We start from the raw sequence: 15,930 nt of genomic DNA on the forward strand, positions 1-15,930 counted from the left end.
TAGCCTGGAGATCGGGAAATGTTGAAGCTTTCCGCAGGCGAGAGACGTGCGCTCGCCAATAAGGGGCGGCAATCGGAAACTCGTCAGGATATCGCGGCCCGGTTCCTGTCGCGGGTCGACGGCCGGCTGATGGCCACGTTCCCAAAACACTTCGGCGTCATATCCAAGGGGCCGATCGACATCACGCACCTGGACGGCCATCCCGGGCTTCGTGACGCATTCGCCTTCGGCTACGTCATGCACTGTCTCGGCGTAGAGGCCGCGGATCGACGCTACTACATCGACCAGACAATCAAATCCGGCTTTCTGCGCTTTCTGCGCGAAACCAGCATCGTGGGACTTGATATCGGCGACATCACGGAGCAGACGCTGAAGGATTTCAAGGTCTGGCTCGACGACGAGAATTCGGTCGGCTGGGCGCCATCCGAAATCACGCGGAAGATCAGGATCCAGGATATTCAGCTCATTCTCAAACAGCTGATGGCGGACAAGGAATGGTCCGCACGATTGTCACCGGATCTGAAGCTGCTCGAGAACATCTATCGGGATTCGCACCGATCCATAAACCATACCGAGATACTCGACGATGCATCGCTCGAACTTCTCTTCGTGTCGTGCGCGGCGGCGTGCGAGGAAGTAATGGGCCGCCGCGAGAAGACCGAGAAGTTGCTAAAAGCCGTGATTGAGGCTGGAGACGCCGTCACGCCGGCGGGCATTCGCGGCGACGTGATACGATGCGCCGCGTTCCTGCTCGCGGGATTTGGTGATCGCCCGCCCTCTTACGAGACTATCACGAGGAAGGTCAGCTACGGCAAGGCCATCAGCGAGACGCTTTATGAAGACGCGCTCGACATCCTGTTTCCGAACATCGACGAACTCCTTCCGTTCGTCCTTATCCTGACGATCCTGTTCGCGTTCAATCCCGGCGTGGTGCTCAACATGACGCATAGCGATTACGAGGATGACTGGTTCGCCGGTAGGCAACGCATCAGGCTCTTTCCGTACAAGCCTCGGAAGCACGGCCGTCATCGCAATTCCGTCGTGGTAACCGACGACTACGACAATCCCCATCGGCTGCTCAAGTTTCTCGAGAGCCGGACCGAACGGGTACGGAGGATCGTACGCCGACCGGCATTCGCGGACCGGGTCTTCATCCGCTACAGTCGCGGCGTCGGATACGGCATTCCACTCGAAATGTCCGACAAAGCCTGGCGCGAAGCGTTGAAGCGCTTCTGCGCAAAGCACGGGCTGGACTACTTTACGCTCAAGCAGATTCGCCCCACGACCCTCGACCTCGTCCACGAGCTGACCGGCGGCAACCTGATGGCTACCCAGCAGGTCGCAGGACACGAATCCCCCGACACAACCAAGGAATTCTACGAGTCCGCGGCGATGCAACGGCGTGACGAGGAGATGCTTGCCGGCGGCATAAACCAGTGGTGGCGGTTCCTGGAAACGGGCGGGATCGTGGACGCGACCGAAAGGGATAGGCTGAACGTCGATCTGGGGGCCGCCACGCCGGGGTTCGGATGCGCCGATCCCTACGACAGTCCGGTCAGGGGCGAGCGAAAAGGCGCGCTCTGCACGGCATACGGTCGTTGCCCGATGTGCGAATTCGCCCTCGTCGATCTGACCTCGCCGCACGCATACCGATACCACATCGAGCTGCTGCGCAGAATCGACGAGGCCATGACGACGCTCGGCGAGGCATGGCTATGGAGATGGGGGCCGGTGAAGCAGCGGCTCCTCATCATCGGCAACAAGTTTCCGCTCGACGTCCGACTGGCCGCGGGCAGCGTGTCGATTCCACCGCTTCCGGAAGTCGACTGACGTCGAAGTCTCACCCCGAACGGCAATGCGGAAGAGCGCGGTCGTGCATGACCCAGGCCACTCCGTAGTTCCTTAGGGCCAGCCGACGCCAGCAGTCATGACGATCCGGAAGATCGGATCCGAAATCGAAATACGGAAAGGAAAACAGATGTCCGAGATCACGGACCTGCGTACCGAGATGGACAATTCGCCACGGCTGCCCGACATCGTCGCTTCCGATCCCGCGGTCTCGTCAGATAGCAGATGGTCCCACGACATCTGGCGGCTGGACGGTGAAAGCGGCGGGAAGATCGCCGCCGACTTCGCGATCCACTGGACCGTCAAAGCCGACCCCGTCCTGATCCATGGGGCGAAGATGCTGGCCGCGCGTCTTTTTCTCCCACGCGATGGCTATGTCGAACTGAAGCATACCACTGCGAGCACGTTCAGCTCGGGCATCCGGCATCTGCTGCGCTTCATGACGCAGTATGCCTACACATCGTTTTCGCAATTGGACGAGGGGGCCTTCGCCTTCTTCAAGAAGAACCTCCACATCAAGCTCTCCGACCCTGACTGGTACGAGGAGGAGTTTGGAGACGGCATCGAACTAGAAACGTCTGAAGATGGACAGCTCGACTTGGACTATGGTGACAGGAGATATCTGGATGCAGTCGACGATCCAGCAACCAGTGCCAAGAAGGACGCAGCCGCATCGAAAGCTGGCAACGACGAAGATGGCTTCACACGCGTCGCGGCATACAACCGGCTTCGCGTCTGGAGGCAGCTCTTCGAGCATGGAGAGGCATTGGAGGCGGCGGGCGTTCCGCGGCTTCTGTTCAACCCGTTCGCCCAGAAGTCCATCAAGGACGTCGCCGCCGAAGCGTCCGCGATCGCGACCGATCTCATTCCGCCGCTGCCCGCACCGGTCGCCCTCAAGATCATGAACAGAGCGATCACCCTCATCATGACCGCCGCTGACGACGTCATCCGACTGCAGACCGAGTACCTGGACGCTATGCTTCGGCTTGATCGGCAACCACCGACCGACGAACGCCGCCGCCTCAAAGCCATCATGGAGGGCTTCAGGTTCTCGGACGTCAAGGGAAAGCCCTGGCGGGATCCGATCGTCCTCGGACCCGACGAGAGTGGAGGGGGTGATCAGCTTCGTGACCTGGTGATGCTGGTACGTGACGCAGCGGTCCTGGTGATCTTCTGCGGTACCGGCGTGCGGATCAGCGAGCTCTGCAGTCTGACCGCCAGCCCGACCGTGGCGCCCAAGGCGCTGCCTCTGTTCGACGGCTTTCACGAAGAGAAGGAGATCGGAGACGATCTGCCCCACTGCGTTTCCGTCTCGACCTCTAAGACGGGGCTGAACGATCACTTCTTCATGCATGGTCGGCTCTTCAAGAACGAGAGGACGCCCAAGGACGAGACCTGGCTCATCGGTGCGCGCCCGAAGGGCAGCGACGTCGAGCCGACGGTGCTTCGGGCAATCCGCGTTCTGGAACGGCTCACTCTGCCATGGCGTGGATTGGCGGACGACGCGCACGTGCGCGGGCATCTGCTGATGGGATTTAAGGGCCGTGGACTTCCCCGTTCCTCCAAGGCCGTGCGTCCCATCCGTGGCGGATCGCTCCGTGCATCCCTCAAGGCATTCATAGCAGACGAATGCGATCTCGCCTCCCTTGAGGATCAGATCGTGTCCGACCGGAAGCTGGGTCCGTACGTCAAATACAATGGCGGCTGCATCCGCACGCACCAATGGCGCAAGACGTTTGCGCTATACATGATGAAGGTCGACGACAGGATGATTCCGCCGCTCGCGCACCATTTCAAGCACATGTCGGTGGCGGTGACCGAGAATAGCTACATGCCGACTGATCCTTCGATGCTCGCGGCGCAGGACAGCGTGCACATGCAGGAGACCGCGAGATACTTCTACGAACAGCGTCACGGCGCCGGAGGATCCTTCGGGCGGTTGGACGATCTGCTGACCGAACATCAGGAACAGTGGGCCAAGTTGGTCGACGATCTGCCGTTCGAGGAAGCCTATCAGGATATGGAGAGCTTCTGTCTCGATCGCGACATCCGCATCTTCCACGCGGAACATGGGCGCTGTCTGATCGGTGCCAATCCCGACGAGGCGCGGTGCCACGAAGTGTCGGGGACGACAAGCTGGAGGAACTCAAAGCCCAACCACATCACCCGAACACCATCGCTCTGCACCGGTTGCTCGAATTTCTCGGTGAGCGCGGAGCATGCGGGGTTCTGGCGCAAGCGCTACATATCGAATCAGAGCTCGTGGATCGCCTCCGATCGAAGCCTTCAGTTCCGGGTCATTCAGAAGCGCGCGCAGCAGGCGGCGCAGATCCTGCGGGCGCTCAAGCAGCCGGTGCCGTCGATACTGAGGCTTTCTCCAAGCGAACGCGAGGCGAAGCGCCAGCGGTCCGCAAGGGCGAAACTCGAGCGAGAGGCGCTTGCCGTCTCACCATCGGGCTCGGCGGCTGGGCCTGCATCAGCTGCATCGATCGAAAAAGGATGAAGAGCATGGCAGTGACTACGACGAAGAGTTCAAAGCCGGAGGGCTACGGGTCGAAGACATATCCGCGCTACGTCGCCGCGTTCGAGCGCCTGCTGGCGCAGGACCCCGACAACAATGACCTGGTCGATCCGGAATTCCACGAGATCGTCGAAGGTGACGGACGAGTACCGGTCACGCAGGACAACGTCGCCCAGGAAGCCCAGCTCAGTCGCAAGGCGATATCGGGAGCGAAATGCAGATTCCCGCAGCTGGCCGCGCGCATCAAGGCGGCCCGGTCGTCGCATGGTGTCGCCGACACGACGACCGCCACGCTCAAGAGGCTCAGGACCGATTTGGCGGAAGCGACTCAGAGCATCGTCGTCCTGAGGTCGAAGGCCGCCGAGGCCATCATCCGTGCGGACCGCTTGGAGAGCGAAGTCGAAGAGGAGCGCAAGCACGTCGAACGGCTGCGTCGGCAGATCGCCGGAAGACGCTGAATGATCAAGTACTGTGCGGCGCGCTGCTTGCGCCGAGCGACACTCGATCGGAGGTCTGTGGAGTCTACCGCCATGATCACGCCCCGTGTCCTTTGACACCAAAACCCGACCGCTAGCAGCCGGGCACCACGCGGCGGGTAATCAATCCGTGACAGGATTTTTGACGCAGAACGCCGCATTTTGACACTGCTTAGTTCGTCGCCCTTCGCGTCGCCTGCTTATCGCAAAGGATCGAATCTCAGGGATGTTCGAACAACCACATCCCATGCCGGCATTTATAATGCTCGATAACGATACGCTTCGATTCCGGCGGCGAGCGCAGGCGGCCTCTGCCGACGGCTGGGGTAACAGAGGATGAAGCCTGAAAGGAAGGGGACCAATCTTCCGGCACGCGAATTAGCCTGACTTCTGCGACGTGTTGGACGACCTGGTACTCGCGATATTGCAGACGTTTACTCATCGCGGTCAGCTCTGTGAGCTGCGATCCAGTCTGCGATCGAGGCGTTTCTAAAACGCAGGCTTGACGATATTGCTCTAACGACGTCCGCCGCACCGCCATTTCCGTTTGCCGCAAGACCACCTACTCGCTCGAGAACGCTAGGAACGTCGGTGAAAAAGCAAGCGACGCCCTCGGGGTCGACGGAGCTATTGTTGCCTGCAAGTCCTATCAGAAAGGCTATCAAGGCGCTATCATCGTCGGCCGTGTGCTCTGCTACTAAAGCGACGACTTCATCACGTCCGCCCGCCTGCGACCAAGCATAGAGCGCTGATGCCGGCCGATTTATATTGAGCAGGCCACCAACCCCAAGCTCGCGGTACCGAGCAAACAGTGCGTCTCTCATTACCGCGAAATGCGTTCGATCACCGGTCGCGTCATCCGGATCGGCGCGGTCGCCGTAGATGCCGTGATCGAACGTATCGTCCCGCAGGACGTGCGTGAGAAAGTCTATGCTCGGATCGTGCGCGAACAACTCTTGGGTAAAACGAAGCCATCGGTCCGCCTCCATCGATCGTCCCAGCACCGCGAGCACCTTTTTGGCATACATCCACGGCCGAGGTTGCCCCCATTGCTCGTCAGCGGCGCCGACCAGTTGGTCCGCTATCCCAACGACGGCAAAGCCCAAGTTCTCTGGATTGGAGGCAGCAAAGCGTTCGATTGGCAAATTTCGCAGTTGGTCGAGCATGCGTTCGGCCTTCGTATCCCCAGTTGGACCGCGCTCGCCTGCCATTCCATCCAGCATCGCAATCGCTGCTTCCCTGGACGTCAGCGCGGCACCGAGAAGCGCTTCAATGTCGGCAAGATCGACCGAACCTGGCAGCCTCGCCAACGCAAAGAATAAACGCGCATGATCAGGACTGGCCAGTCGCCGCGCCGCGTCACCGTTTCCCTGCCCCGTATTGGCAAAAATCCGCCCATCACCACGCTGGTCGTCGCGGCCACCCCAGCCCATTCCCGGCAGCACGAGATGGAGTTCTCGCCTCAGTACCTCCCATGTCAAACCGTCCGCTGCGAGCGCGGTATCGAGGCGCCTACCGAAATCTGCGCGCTCCTCCGTGTCAACGGTCGCGCGCCCGGTCGCGACCGCAGAATGTACGTCGATATATTCCTCCACCCAACGGAAAGTTGCCGGTGCGCCGGCAGCTAGGATGCGCAGCCACACCAGATCAGGAAGATCGACCTGGCCTTCGAGGGCTGGCCAATAGAAGCGCAACGCGTCCAAAACGCGGTTAACTGTACGTGGAGTATCGAAGAAGCGATTGCCCAAGCGGTCGATCACATGCGCAAGCCGCTGTCCCGCCTCGCCCTCGCAGGCCGCAAAGGTAGCGAGCCCATCCGAAAACATTCGTCTCAACGCGAATGTCTCGGGCCGAGGAATCGTCAGCTCGAGCTGGACGATTTTCTCGAGATAAGCGCGCCCATCCGCAACACCCACTGCCGTTGAAATTGCTGCCGCCAGGCGAGCGCCGTCATAGCAGAGCAAATAGGTCACGTTCGGGAAGTCGGCGACCGACCTCACCAACCGCAGCAACTCTGCCACTTCAGTCGGATCAAGCCTGTCGACATCATCAACGAGTACGACGATGCGGCAGTCTAGGTCAGCCAAGGCGCGCTCGATCGAGGCCTTGCGCGCCGCCAAACCCGGGCCTTTCACGTTCTCAGAAGCCGCGGCAGCGAGCCCTTCCATTATTTTGCCTGCCGCGCCGAAACCGGGGAGGGCGAGCCCCGCAACGCCAACAAGTTTCCCTGCCGGGCCGAGATATGTGGCGTAGCGCCGCAATTGCTCGGCCGCGCTACGCGCAGCGGAAACGCTCGTACCCGTTGCGTCGCCTGCTGCCTGCGCGATCGCATCGATCGAGCGCGACAGCTCTTCAAACAAAGAGACGAGAAGTTGGTCGCGATCACCGACTAGCCAGGGGGCGAAGTCGATAATTGCCACGTTGCCATCCGCAGGCTCGCTAAGCCGTTGCTTTACTAACGCAACCAGGCTCGACTTGCCCGAACCCCAAGCGCCCTCAATGCCGAGTACCAGTCCATGACCCGCAGACTGCTCGCGGATTGCGCTGGCGATACGCTCCGCGACTGCGGCCAAGCCGAACCGATCGTCGCCTGGTGCCCCGACGGGCCGGTCTCCATGGAATGTGTGTGTCATGACATCCCTAAACGGCCAACATCATAGATCGGCTACGCGGCCGATTGGGATTTTGCTTTCCCTAATCAGCCACGCTCCGGTAGCCACTTTGGCAGCCCTCGGCGTTCTTGCTACCTGCGCCGTGCAGGAAGGGACAAGATTCTATGTAAGTCTGTTGCAGCTGTTACGTGATAGTCCGACGACATGAAAAAACCTAAAATAACTAAGGTTCCATCCGCAGACGATTTCGCTGCATTTAAGGGAGCGCATTGTCATCAGCTTTGGGCGGAGGTCGGCCCAGACTGGATTTGTCCAAGTTGCAGGCGTTCGAAGTATCAGATTCTGCGCTGGACTATGCGCTTTCCGCGCCTGCCCAACCGCTTCGAGGATTGGATGGCAGCGCTCCATACGCATCATGACCATGCACGCAGCTTCGACGGCATAGGGATCGCACGCTTTCAGCCCACGGTTCTTTGCGATCAATGCAATGCGGCAGACGGAGCCGCGAAACGTCGGCTCAAGCTGCCTGAAAATTTTTCGTTCTCACCAAATGAAATCGGTAAGTTTGTTTCTACCGAACCTCATGGCAAGCATCGCATTGCCTTCGATATTGCCGAACGAATCTACCTGTCGCTTTCCAAGGCGAGTCCCGATCGATTGGCTTGAAAGCGTTGAAATCGCGGCGCGTTGCCGGATGTGCGGAATCGAGAACTGTAAATGCATATCGCCAAAGAGAACGGCAGCGATATGCGGTGTCGCGCTCTTCGGTTCCTCAAATGAAGGAATTTTAATGAATGACTGGAAGAAGGCAATCGGCCACTGCTTCGGCTTGAACGATCGCGCATTCGCGGAATATCCTTCCGATCTAAACGATGCGTTCGATCTGCTGACGCAGTTGCGGGACAAGAGAGTGCTTTGGTTCGAATTTGAACCCGAGTTGAGGCTGCATCTGAAGCGGATGCCCAAGCTCGACACTGAACAGCAGGTCCGGCGAGTTCGCACATTTATCGAGCCTTGGCTGTACTGATCCGGCCAACGCTGGACCGAACTGGTGAAACGGGGGTCGCAACGCCTGAGCGGTGCGGCTCCTTCAGTTCAGACTCAAGAGTGTGAGTACGCTGGGAGCAAGGCTAAAGCCTTGACCCTTTTCCTGCAAAGGAACAGCCAGCGAGGCGAACGGGGCTTTCCCGTTGGGATGCTCAATCGGGAATTACTGCTTGGCGGCGTTCGCCGCATCCGGCGATAGGATGCTGTCATGATCGTTGTCATCGAAGGTAAGTGGAGGGCGACCATCAAGGCATGCGAAAGCCTAGGAGCACTCCAGTCGCGGCGAACGCAACCGTCTCCAACCCAGCCCGGCGATCTGCCGCACGATCGTCTCGTCGAGAGAGCCGGAGAGTTGATCCACCGTCAGGAGATCGATCGGACGGCCGCCAGCGAGAGCACCAACCAACGCGACGGCTCCGGAGCGATCCGTGGCCCAGGATCTGCCGGTGGGCAGATGCAGCCACGCGTGATCGGCAAGCGCGGCGGCGAGCATGGCGCAGAAGAGCCGGCCCTTGGCACCAGCGCGCATCTCCGGGGAGGCAAAGAGGTCCGAACCAAGGTCGGGCGACGTGGGCAGCACCTCGTCCTGCCAATCCGGAGGCGTTTCCACCCTGCATAGACGCCGTCCCGTCTCCCCGACGATCGTCGCGCCTCCGGGCAGACGCATCGACCAATCTTCACCGACCTGGCGCATGTAATGGAGCATCGACTCCCGTGCATGATGAAGGCAGCCGCGGGCTCCTTCGAGATAGACCACCGCCATCGGCGCGGCACCTCCATCAAGACTGCGCCGTAGAAGGTCCACCGTCGACAGTACCTGTTCCGTCATCAGCAGGGAGGGGTCACGCGGTTGGCCAGCGAGTTCCAGACCATCCACCGTCACGCGCCTGCGCTCCCCAGCGGCCGCTCGATCTCCTGATCGATCAGCTGCGCCCACGGCATGGTGTAGGGACGCAGTTCGTTGGTGAACGTCACCACATGAGCCTGATCGTACTCCGCCTTCTCCACATCGACGATGACGTATCCCCGGCCGGACAGCACGGGATGCTGCACGAGCTCGTCGAGCGGTCGTCCCGGCAACGTGACGACGAAGGTCTCCGGCAGCGTCTCGGACAGCAGCAGTCTTCCCGATCCCCGGAAGGTCTGGACGATGCACGATCCCAGCCTTGCGACAGCCTCGAGAACGTCGTCCACGGCTGCAAAGGCGAGTTCGCCATTATCATCGCCGTAAGGTCTTATGTTTGCCGCGAAAGGTCCGAGCCGCGGCCAGGACCGGAGACCCGACGAGCTGACGCCGCCCTTCAGGCGCACGGCCGAACCGATGGGCCGCCATCTTCTCGACGTCACCATGATCCGGCCTTCGCCGATCCGCCACGGCCACGCGTCGGGCAGCGGCAGCCGGTGCGCGACGTCGCAGAGCGTCAGGCCACCGTGCCCGGCGAGGTCGGTCGCCAGTTGCGACACCTTGTTGACCGTCGTCTGGAGGTGGAGACGGTACAGTCGGTTGCGTTCCATCGCCTCGAAGTCGCGGAACCGGTCGATCGCGTTCTCGGCCACCAACCTCGAATTAACCGAAGCGTCGTTCATGCCGGAAGTCCGAAATGGCGGATGACCCAGCCCGCCCATTCCGGCGAGGCGTACATCGCAGGCGTGGGCATACGGGTGCCGAGATACGTGTCGTCAGCCCGCAGTTCACGATGGGTGCGCACTTGGTCGCCGACGATCTCGTGGCGAACCGAATCCTGAACCATGATGACCTTCCCCTTCACGATTGCGTTGCCCGAGACGATTTCATCAATTCCGCATCGAGCTCGGCGGCCCACGGCATCGAATGCGGAAGCAGGCCCGTCCTGAACGTGACGACGTGAGCCGCGGACGGCTCGGGCTGCCGGACGCGTTCGATCACGTACCCGCGGCCGGAGAGCACGGGGTGATCGAACATGTCATCGAGACTGCGGCCGGGAAGGGCGGCGACCAACGTCTCCGGCAGCACGTCGTCCAGCAGGACCCGGGCGATCCCCTGGTCGGTCTGCAGGATGCAATCCCCCATCCGCGTCACGGCCTCGAGGGCATTCCCGGAGACCGCATAGGCGAGTTCGCCCCGTCGATCTGCGGCATGAAGCATGAGTGCGGCGCCGGGACCGAGACGTGGCCAGGCACCAGGCACGGAAGCGGTCATGCCCTTGATGCCGGTGTGCGTGCCGACCGGCCGCCAGCGGCGGTTCGTTGCGCAGCCTCGTCCGCCCATGACATCGCGCCACGGCCATGACGACGGCGGTTGCAGGCAGCGAGCGACGTCGTCGAGCTGGAAGCCGCCGTGGGCTGCGAGGTCGATGGCGAGAGGCGACACTCGTCCCACCGTGATCTGGAGCTTCAGCCTGTAGAGCCGGAGGCGGGCAACTTCGGTCTGGACGAGATGGCGGTTGATCGCGACGTCCAGGCAGCGCGCCGACGGATCGCCGGCCACGGTCACGCAGCCAGTCCCAGGTGGGCAATGATCCAGCTCATCCATTCCGGCGAACTCGCCATGACGCCGATCGGCGAGCGACCGCCCAGGTTCGAGTTGGACGCGCGGAGCCAGCCGCGGATGCGCTCCTCGTCGCCGATGACCTTGTTGAGCACCGGTTCGAGATCGACGATGAGACGCATCCGACGCTCCCCGCAGATCAGCTCGTAGGTCTCCACGTCGTCGACGGGGCCGTCGCGGAACCCTCCGACGAGCGCAGACCTCTCCTCCGGATCGAGGTCCCAGCGGATGACGATGGCATCCCACCGGGCCAGAACCGCCGTCAGCGGCATCTCGTTGCTACCGTTCATGCGCCGAGGCCCGATTCGATGAACTGGCGCAGCCGACGCAGATCGGGAAGCGGCCCACCCATCACCTCGAGCGGCGAATACCAGTACCAAAGCTCGGTGGGCATCCGCAGCCACTCGCAGAGCGCCGCATCGTCTTCGAAACGAAGACGATGCCCGATCTCTATGAGGATCCGCATGCGCCGCTCGGTATCGGCGGGCGGGAAGGGCTGGTCCTCGCCCCCGGAGGGCAGAAGCATGCGGCGCTCGCGCCAATCCAGTTCCCAGTTGACCGCCAGATCCCGCCAGGCGCTGCGCATCGCCATGTCGTCGATGACGGCGGCTTCCTTGCCATTGATCACGCTCGTTCTCCCAATTGGACGATGGCTGTCGCCCGACAGTCGGCTGCCGTTCCGCAGACCTTTGGTTGGCCACCGAGCGAGCCGGAGTGATAGTGTTCTCGGCAGGAGAGCAATACGAGCTAATAATCCTTTTGAAAAGATCAAAAATCGGGTATTGCTCATTTTAGGAGATCAAAACCCCTGTTCGCTTCGTAGAAGGCCCCGCGTCATGATCACCGCCTCGCAACTCTACGACCACATCGCCTGTCCTCGGCGGGTGGATCTCGACGCGCATCGCAGCAAGGACGAGCGGGCCGAACTGAGCCCGTTCATCCGCATGCTGTGGCGTCGCGGCGCATCGCACGAGGCGGACGTCGTCGCTGGCCTCGTGGACGACTGCGAGTTCCTCGCCGGACTGCCCGGCGAGGAGCGGGAGAGATTGACCTTGCAGGCCATGGATAGGGGTGCTCCCCTCATCCACGGTGGCCGGATCAGTTCCGGAGACCTGCTCGGCGATCCCGACCTTCTCGTCCGACGGGGCGACGCTTACGTCGCCGCGGACATCAAGTCCGGCCGAGGCGACGAGGGGGCTGATGACGAGGAGGGCGAGGGGCGGCCGAAGGCGTCCTACGCCGTGCAGGTCGCGCTCTACTGCGACGTTCTGGAGCGGCTCGGTCGATCCGCGGGTCGGATCGCTGAGATCTGGGACGTCCGGGGTAGGAGGGTGGAATACGATCTTTCGACCGCGCGTGGACCCCGGACGCCATCGACGTGGTGGGACCTGTACGAGCAGACGCGCGATGCCGTCCGGTCCATTCTGGCGGCGCCGGACAGCACGCTCGGCGCGCTTGCGGCGTCATGCGGCCTTTGTCATTGGCGAGCGGTCTGCACCGCGGAACTGGAGGCGCTGGACGACCTAACGCTTGTTCCCGCTCTCGGACGGGCGGCCCGCGACGTGATCGCGCCGGTCGTCGGACGCGTATCGGAACTGGCCGAGCTCGATCCCGACAGCTGCATGGACGGCCGCGGCACTGTCTTTCGCGGCGTCGGGCAGGAACGGCTGCGCACCTTCGTCGCGCGCGCAAAGCTGCTGACGACGCCGGGGGCATCGGGGTATCTGAAGTCGCCGGTCGACCTGCCTGGTATCGGTCACGAGATATTCTTCGACATCGAGGCGGATCCGATGCGGGACTGCGTCTACCTGCACGGCTTCCTCCACCGCCACGACGGCGACCCGGCTACCGAACGGTTCTACGCGTTCACCGCGGAGGAGGCGTCGGCCGATGCGGAGCGAAAGGCGTTCGCCGAGGCCATGGCGCACGTGGCCGCGCATCCAGAGGCGACGATCTACTATTACTCCAAGTACGAGCGGACCGCGTACCGCAAGTTGCAGCGCCGCTATCCGGACGTCTGCTCGGTAGAAGACGTGGAGCAACTGTACACTCCGCCGCGCTCCATCGACCTCTACTGCGACGTCGTGACCAAGGCGACGGAATGGCCGACGCGGAACCACTCGATCAAGACGCTGGCGAAGTTTCTCGGGTTCGCCTGGCGAGACACCGATCCGTCGGGCGCCGCCTCGATCGAATGGTTCGACCGTTGGATCGAGACCGGAGATCGAGCCGTTCTCCAGCGCATCGTCGACTACAACGAGGACGACTGCGTTGCGACGCGGGTGGTTCTGGACGGCATCAGGCAGTTGCGAGAATTGCCGACGTAGAACGTCGTTCGGTCGGAGCATTCGCAAATTCGTCGACACGCTGTCTCGAAATCGCGGCGATCCTCACCGCATTGAGACGGCGTGGCTCGGACGGCGTCAGGCAGTGCCGATCACACCCGCTCTAGTCAGCAGACGTCTCAGGCAGTGCGACGCCTGCGGCGGTGCGACGAACGGTCCGTCGCCGCTCGCGTTTATCACGTAACTCACGGTCCGTTCGACTCCGACGGCATCGTGAAAGCGTATGTCGACGCAACCGACATCGGGCAGCCTGATGACGACGTGATCCCCGGTGCGCAGGCCTCCGGCGACGACCTTCGCGTCATTAGCGAATGCGACGACGACGTCTATCGCCACGCCAAGCCCGACGTTCTCGATGACGATCTCGCATCCGCCCGCGGGAGTGCCCTTCACCGCTCGAATGACCGGGATGGCCCTTTCCGCACGCATTCTGCGGTTCGTCAGGATGAGCGTGACCCAACCGGTGAGCGCGACGGCGATCGCGATGAGCGCAGTGATGAACTGCGCGGCTGAAAGAAAACTTTGATTAGGCATGGAGAGTGGAAAATGGTCGCGGCACTTAACATCGGGTTAAATCTGAGCACCGCCTTGCTCATAAACGTCCTCATCATCGCCACCGCCGTAGTACTGACGACGAACGATCGATCGACCGCTGCGCGCATCGCTCGAGGCGCCGTCGGTTTGATGATGCTCTCGCTGATCGTCGTGATCGTATTCAGTCTTCCGCACGCTTCGTTTCTCTGAGTCGTCGCTGGCGATCAGGCAAGCCGACGTCCCATGATCGTCGAACCGATCCGCAGCCGGACGGACAGCGCACCTTCACCGAAAGCTAATAGTCGGGATCGATGCGAAGCCGGCCCCGTGGATTCGGCAGTTTACGCCGCTTCCCGGCAATGAGGGGCTCGAACCGTTCCATCAGTGATGCGAACGCTTCGAGGCGTTCGTGAATGCGGGCACGATCACCTTTGGGGATTTCATAGCTCTCGGGATCGATCATGTATTCGGAGAACCAGTCCCCGAACCCTCCCGACCAGGTTCTCCCGGTCGCGATCACGGCGTCCTCGAGTTGATCGTACACGACGAGGGCCCGCCGCCATCGATGCTCGTCAAAGTCGAGCGCCCCCTCTGCGAAACGTCGTCCGACCTCCCGACCACGTTCCATCAGCGCACGCGATCGTTCCGGGGGCATCGTCAGATTGAGGCCACCCTCGTCATCGGTCAGTAGAACATGCGCGATGCGCTCGCGCTGGCCGGGCATCGTGGAGAGCAACTGGTCCTGCCAGTCCTTCGCCGATGCGAGGATGCTGGTGGCATAGCCCGCTACCCCCGCAATCGAACTGATCGGCAGTCCCACACCTTGCCCGGCGGCGTTCGGAATGAACACGCGTTCATCGCCGAGGGGGCCGTCGGGCAGGCGGTCCAACGAAAGAGCGAATGTCGGACGCTCTGGTAGAAGGGCGTCGAACATGTGGATCGGGAAGTTGCTGCTGATGCCTCCGTCCGCCAGCAGCATCCTCGTTCGCCGAGGCATGCGCTCCATTCCCGTCGCTCTTGCCAACGTCGCCGAGGCGAAGTCGAGCACGTGAAGCGGGATGGCGGTAAACAGGAACGGGAAGCTCAGGCTCATCCGGGTCGCGACCACCACCGGGAGGTCGGCGGGGCTCGGCACGGAGAGCAGATCGGCAAAGTGCTTGGCGGGTCGGGAAGTCGAGACGATATGCGCGATCACGTCGGGCGGAAACAGTTCCTTCCACTCGGCGATGTCGATCCCCGCTTCGAGCCCAAGTCTGGGGAGAGTATGGGGTCGCTGCATGGACAGGTTGGTCGTGATCATGCGGAGATCGACGATCGGGTTCGCGGAGTCCGCGCCAACGAGATCGCCGAAGGTCAGCGGCTCGCGCCGCAAATCGTCGCCGAAGGCTATGAACTGAAGTGCCTCGTGTATCCAATCGGTGATGGCCGGACCATGTCCATCCGGTTCGGACAGTCCGGTGCACACACCGAAACCGCTGGCCGGGAAATCAACGAGAAGGAGCCGCATCGTTCTCACGATGACGAACACCAGAAGACCTACGACCGCGCCGAGCGCCATGCCGGGAATGGCGCCGTCGAGCACCCGCATAGTCAGGGCGCCGAAAGCCGCCCCGATCATCGAACTGAGAGGGAAAGCGAGGGGAAGCGCCCAGATGATCGACGACCGCCCCCACCGTTGCGAGCGCAGAAAGTGCGCCATCAGCGACGAGAAGCGCGGCCGGGGTTGGAAGAGATGGACGAGCCGGTCGGGCAGTTCCTCGCATCGCCGTTGGAGACGCACGAACCCGGCGGGATCCCCGCGAACCGACCTGGAATACTCCGCGGCGGCTGCGAACGCCGCAGCGATCGCTCCCGCCGACGTGCCGCCGATCGAGCGGAAGCGGTAGCGGTGGGCGAGCTCGATGATCGCGTAAGGGTATACCACCCCGGACGTGATCCCGCCCTTCATCACGATGTCGCATTCTATGGCGGCCTCGGCGAAGGCCTCCGCAGCCGGAGGTTCCCTCATCGGCGCCGAGGC

Annotated in this window: 16 protein-coding genes; 7 read left to right on the forward strand and 9 right to left on the reverse strand. The window is 62.0% G+C overall.

Annotation, left to right across the window (positions count from 1 at the left end; genetic code table 11):
• The first annotated feature begins 18 nt into the window (after window positions 1-18).
• From O6Y00_RS00535 to O6Y00_RS00545, 3 genes are all read left to right on the forward strand, one after another.
• Entirely contained in the window at window positions 19-1,830 is a 1,812-nt protein-coding gene (locus O6Y00_RS00535) for a hypothetical protein (protein ID WP_353440726.1), read from the forward strand.
• A gap of 148 nt (window positions 1,831-1,978) precedes the next feature.
• On the forward strand, window positions 1,979-4,351 hold the full coding sequence (locus tag O6Y00_RS00540; RefSeq protein WP_353440727.1) for a hypothetical protein: 2,373 nt from the start codon (window positions 1,979-1,981) through the stop codon (window positions 4,349-4,351).
• 5 nt (window positions 4,352-4,356) lie between these two features.
• A complete protein-coding gene (locus tag O6Y00_RS00545) occupies window positions 4,357-4,827 on the forward strand; it encodes a hypothetical protein (protein ID WP_353440728.1) in 471 nt (156 codons plus the stop codon).
• Between the two features lie 452 nt (window positions 4,828-5,279).
• Here the strand turns inward: O6Y00_RS00545 and O6Y00_RS00550 are convergent, their stop codons facing one another.
• The gene (locus tag O6Y00_RS00550; RefSeq protein ID WP_353440729.1) at window positions 5,280-7,478 is read right to left on the reverse strand and encodes a KAP family P-loop NTPase fold protein; all 2,199 of its coding nucleotides are present in this window, start codon (window positions 7,476-7,478) and stop codon (window positions 5,280-5,282) included.
• 183 nt (window positions 7,479-7,661) lie between these two features.
• Between O6Y00_RS00550 and O6Y00_RS00555 the strand changes: the two genes are divergently transcribed.
• Window positions 7,662-8,123 carry a hypothetical protein gene (locus O6Y00_RS00555; RefSeq protein ID WP_353440730.1) on the forward strand — a complete coding sequence of 154 codons (462 nt, stop codon included), beginning with the start codon at window positions 7,662-7,664 and terminating at the stop codon, window positions 8,121-8,123.
• A gap of 124 nt (window positions 8,124-8,247) precedes the next feature.
• Window positions 8,248-8,484: a hypothetical protein gene (locus O6Y00_RS00560; protein WP_353440731.1), complete on the forward strand. Its 237-nt coding sequence runs from the start codon at window positions 8,248-8,250 to the stop codon at window positions 8,482-8,484.
• Window positions 8,485-8,766: 282 nt separating this feature from the next.
• Here O6Y00_RS00560 and O6Y00_RS00565 read toward each other — a convergent pair whose 3' ends face one another.
• The 6 genes from O6Y00_RS00565 to O6Y00_RS00590 are packed head-to-tail and all read right to left on the reverse strand — an operon-like array spanning window position 8,767 to window position 11,659.
• Entirely contained in the window at window positions 8,767-9,387 is a 621-nt protein-coding gene (locus O6Y00_RS00565) for a hypothetical protein (RefSeq protein ID WP_353440732.1), read from the reverse strand.
• Window positions 9,384-10,091, reverse strand: a complete 708-nt coding sequence (locus O6Y00_RS00570) for a hypothetical protein (protein WP_353440733.1) — start codon at window positions 10,089-10,091, stop codon at window positions 9,384-9,386. Before O6Y00_RS00570 ends, O6Y00_RS00565 begins: the two co-directional genes overlap by 4 nt.
• Window positions 10,088-10,255 (reverse strand): hypothetical protein, encoded by a 168-nt coding sequence (locus O6Y00_RS00575; RefSeq protein WP_353440734.1) that lies wholly within the window; start codon window positions 10,253-10,255, stop codon window positions 10,088-10,090. Before O6Y00_RS00575 ends, O6Y00_RS00570 begins: the two co-directional genes overlap by 4 nt.
• Window positions 10,256-10,269: 14 nt before the next feature.
• The gene (locus tag O6Y00_RS00580) at window positions 10,270-10,977 is read right to left on the reverse strand and encodes a hypothetical protein (RefSeq protein WP_353440735.1); all 708 of its coding nucleotides are present in this window, start codon (window positions 10,975-10,977) and stop codon (window positions 10,270-10,272) included.
• Window positions 10,974-11,321 carry an antitoxin Xre/MbcA/ParS toxin-binding domain-containing protein gene (locus tag O6Y00_RS00585; protein WP_353440736.1) on the reverse strand — a complete coding sequence of 116 codons (348 nt, stop codon included), beginning with the start codon at window positions 11,319-11,321 and terminating at the stop codon, window positions 10,974-10,976. Before O6Y00_RS00585 ends, O6Y00_RS00580 begins: the two co-directional genes overlap by 4 nt.
• The gene (locus tag O6Y00_RS00590; RefSeq protein WP_353440737.1) at window positions 11,318-11,659 is read right to left on the reverse strand and encodes a hypothetical protein; all 342 of its coding nucleotides are present in this window, start codon (window positions 11,657-11,659) and stop codon (window positions 11,318-11,320) included. The genes O6Y00_RS00585 and O6Y00_RS00590 overlap by 4 nt, the downstream gene beginning before the upstream one ends.
• Before the next feature lie 208 nt (window positions 11,660-11,867).
• Between O6Y00_RS00590 and O6Y00_RS00595 the strand changes: the two genes are divergently transcribed.
• On the forward strand, window positions 11,868-13,358 hold the full coding sequence (locus tag O6Y00_RS00595; protein WP_353440738.1) for a TM0106 family RecB-like putative nuclease: 1,491 nt from the start codon (window positions 11,868-11,870) through the stop codon (window positions 13,356-13,358).
• Between the two features lie 96 nt (window positions 13,359-13,454).
• On the opposite strand, the gene O6Y00_RS00600 is transcribed toward O6Y00_RS00595, so the two are convergent.
• Window positions 13,455-13,910: a hypothetical protein gene (locus O6Y00_RS00600; RefSeq protein WP_353440739.1), complete on the reverse strand. Its 456-nt coding sequence runs from the start codon at window positions 13,908-13,910 to the stop codon at window positions 13,455-13,457.
• Between the two features lie 12 nt (window positions 13,911-13,922).
• Here O6Y00_RS00600 and O6Y00_RS00605 point away from each other — a divergent pair, with 12 nt between their 5' ends.
• Complete coding sequence (locus O6Y00_RS00605) at window positions 13,923-14,120, forward strand: hypothetical protein (protein WP_353440740.1); 198 nt, start codon at window positions 13,923-13,925, stop codon at window positions 14,118-14,120.
• Window positions 14,121-14,205: 85 nt separating this feature from the next.
• On the opposite strand, the gene O6Y00_RS00610 is transcribed toward O6Y00_RS00605, so the two are convergent.
• Window positions 14,206-15,918 (reverse strand): patatin-like phospholipase family protein, encoded by a 1,713-nt coding sequence (locus O6Y00_RS00610; RefSeq protein ID WP_353440741.1) that lies wholly within the window; start codon window positions 15,916-15,918, stop codon window positions 14,206-14,208.
• Window positions 15,919-15,930: the final 12 nt, after the last annotated feature.

This window comes from Sphingomonas faeni, assembly GCF_040407565.1.
Classification (GTDB): Bacteria; Pseudomonadota; Alphaproteobacteria; order Sphingomonadales; family Sphingomonadaceae; genus Sphingomonas; species Sphingomonas faeni_F.

Coding starts and splice junctions, on each gene's coding strand:
- O6Y00_RS00535 (WP_353440726.1), top strand. CDS start 19: ATGTTGAAGCTTTCCGCAGGCGAGAGACGTGCGCTCGCCAATAAGGGG.
- O6Y00_RS00575 (WP_353440734.1), bottom strand. CDS start 10,255: ATGGTTCAGGATTCGGTTCGCCACGAGATCGTCGGCGACCAAGTGCGC.
- O6Y00_RS00585 (WP_353440736.1), bottom strand. CDS start 11,321: ATGAACGGTAGCAACGAGATGCCGCTGACGGCGGTTCTGGCCCGGTGG.
- O6Y00_RS00600 (WP_353440739.1), bottom strand. CDS start 13,910: ATGCCTAATCAAAGTTTTCTTTCAGCCGCGCAGTTCATCACTGCGCTC.
- O6Y00_RS00605 (WP_353440740.1), top strand. CDS start 13,923: ATGGTCGCGGCACTTAACATCGGGTTAAATCTGAGCACCGCCTTGCTC.
- O6Y00_RS00595 (WP_353440738.1), top strand. CDS start 11,868: ATGATCACCGCCTCGCAACTCTACGACCACATCGCCTGTCCTCGGCGG.
- O6Y00_RS00555 (WP_353440730.1), top strand. CDS start 7,662: ATGAAAAAACCTAAAATAACTAAGGTTCCATCCGCAGACGATTTCGCT.
- O6Y00_RS00550 (WP_353440729.1), bottom strand. CDS start 7,478: ATGACACACACATTCCATGGAGACCGGCCCGTCGGGGCACCAGGCGAC.
- O6Y00_RS00540 (WP_353440727.1), top strand. CDS start 1,979: ATGTCCGAGATCACGGACCTGCGTACCGAGATGGACAATTCGCCACGG.
- O6Y00_RS00610 (WP_353440741.1), bottom strand. CDS start 15,918: ATGAGGGAACCTCCGGCTGCGGAGGCCTTCGCCGAGGCCGCCATAGAA.
- O6Y00_RS00545 (WP_353440728.1), top strand. CDS start 4,357: ATGGCAGTGACTACGACGAAGAGTTCAAAGCCGGAGGGCTACGGGTCG.
- O6Y00_RS00570 (WP_353440733.1), bottom strand. CDS start 10,091: ATGAACGACGCTTCGGTTAATTCGAGGTTGGTGGCCGAGAACGCGATC.
- O6Y00_RS00560 (WP_353440731.1), top strand. CDS start 8,248: ATGAATGACTGGAAGAAGGCAATCGGCCACTGCTTCGGCTTGAACGAT.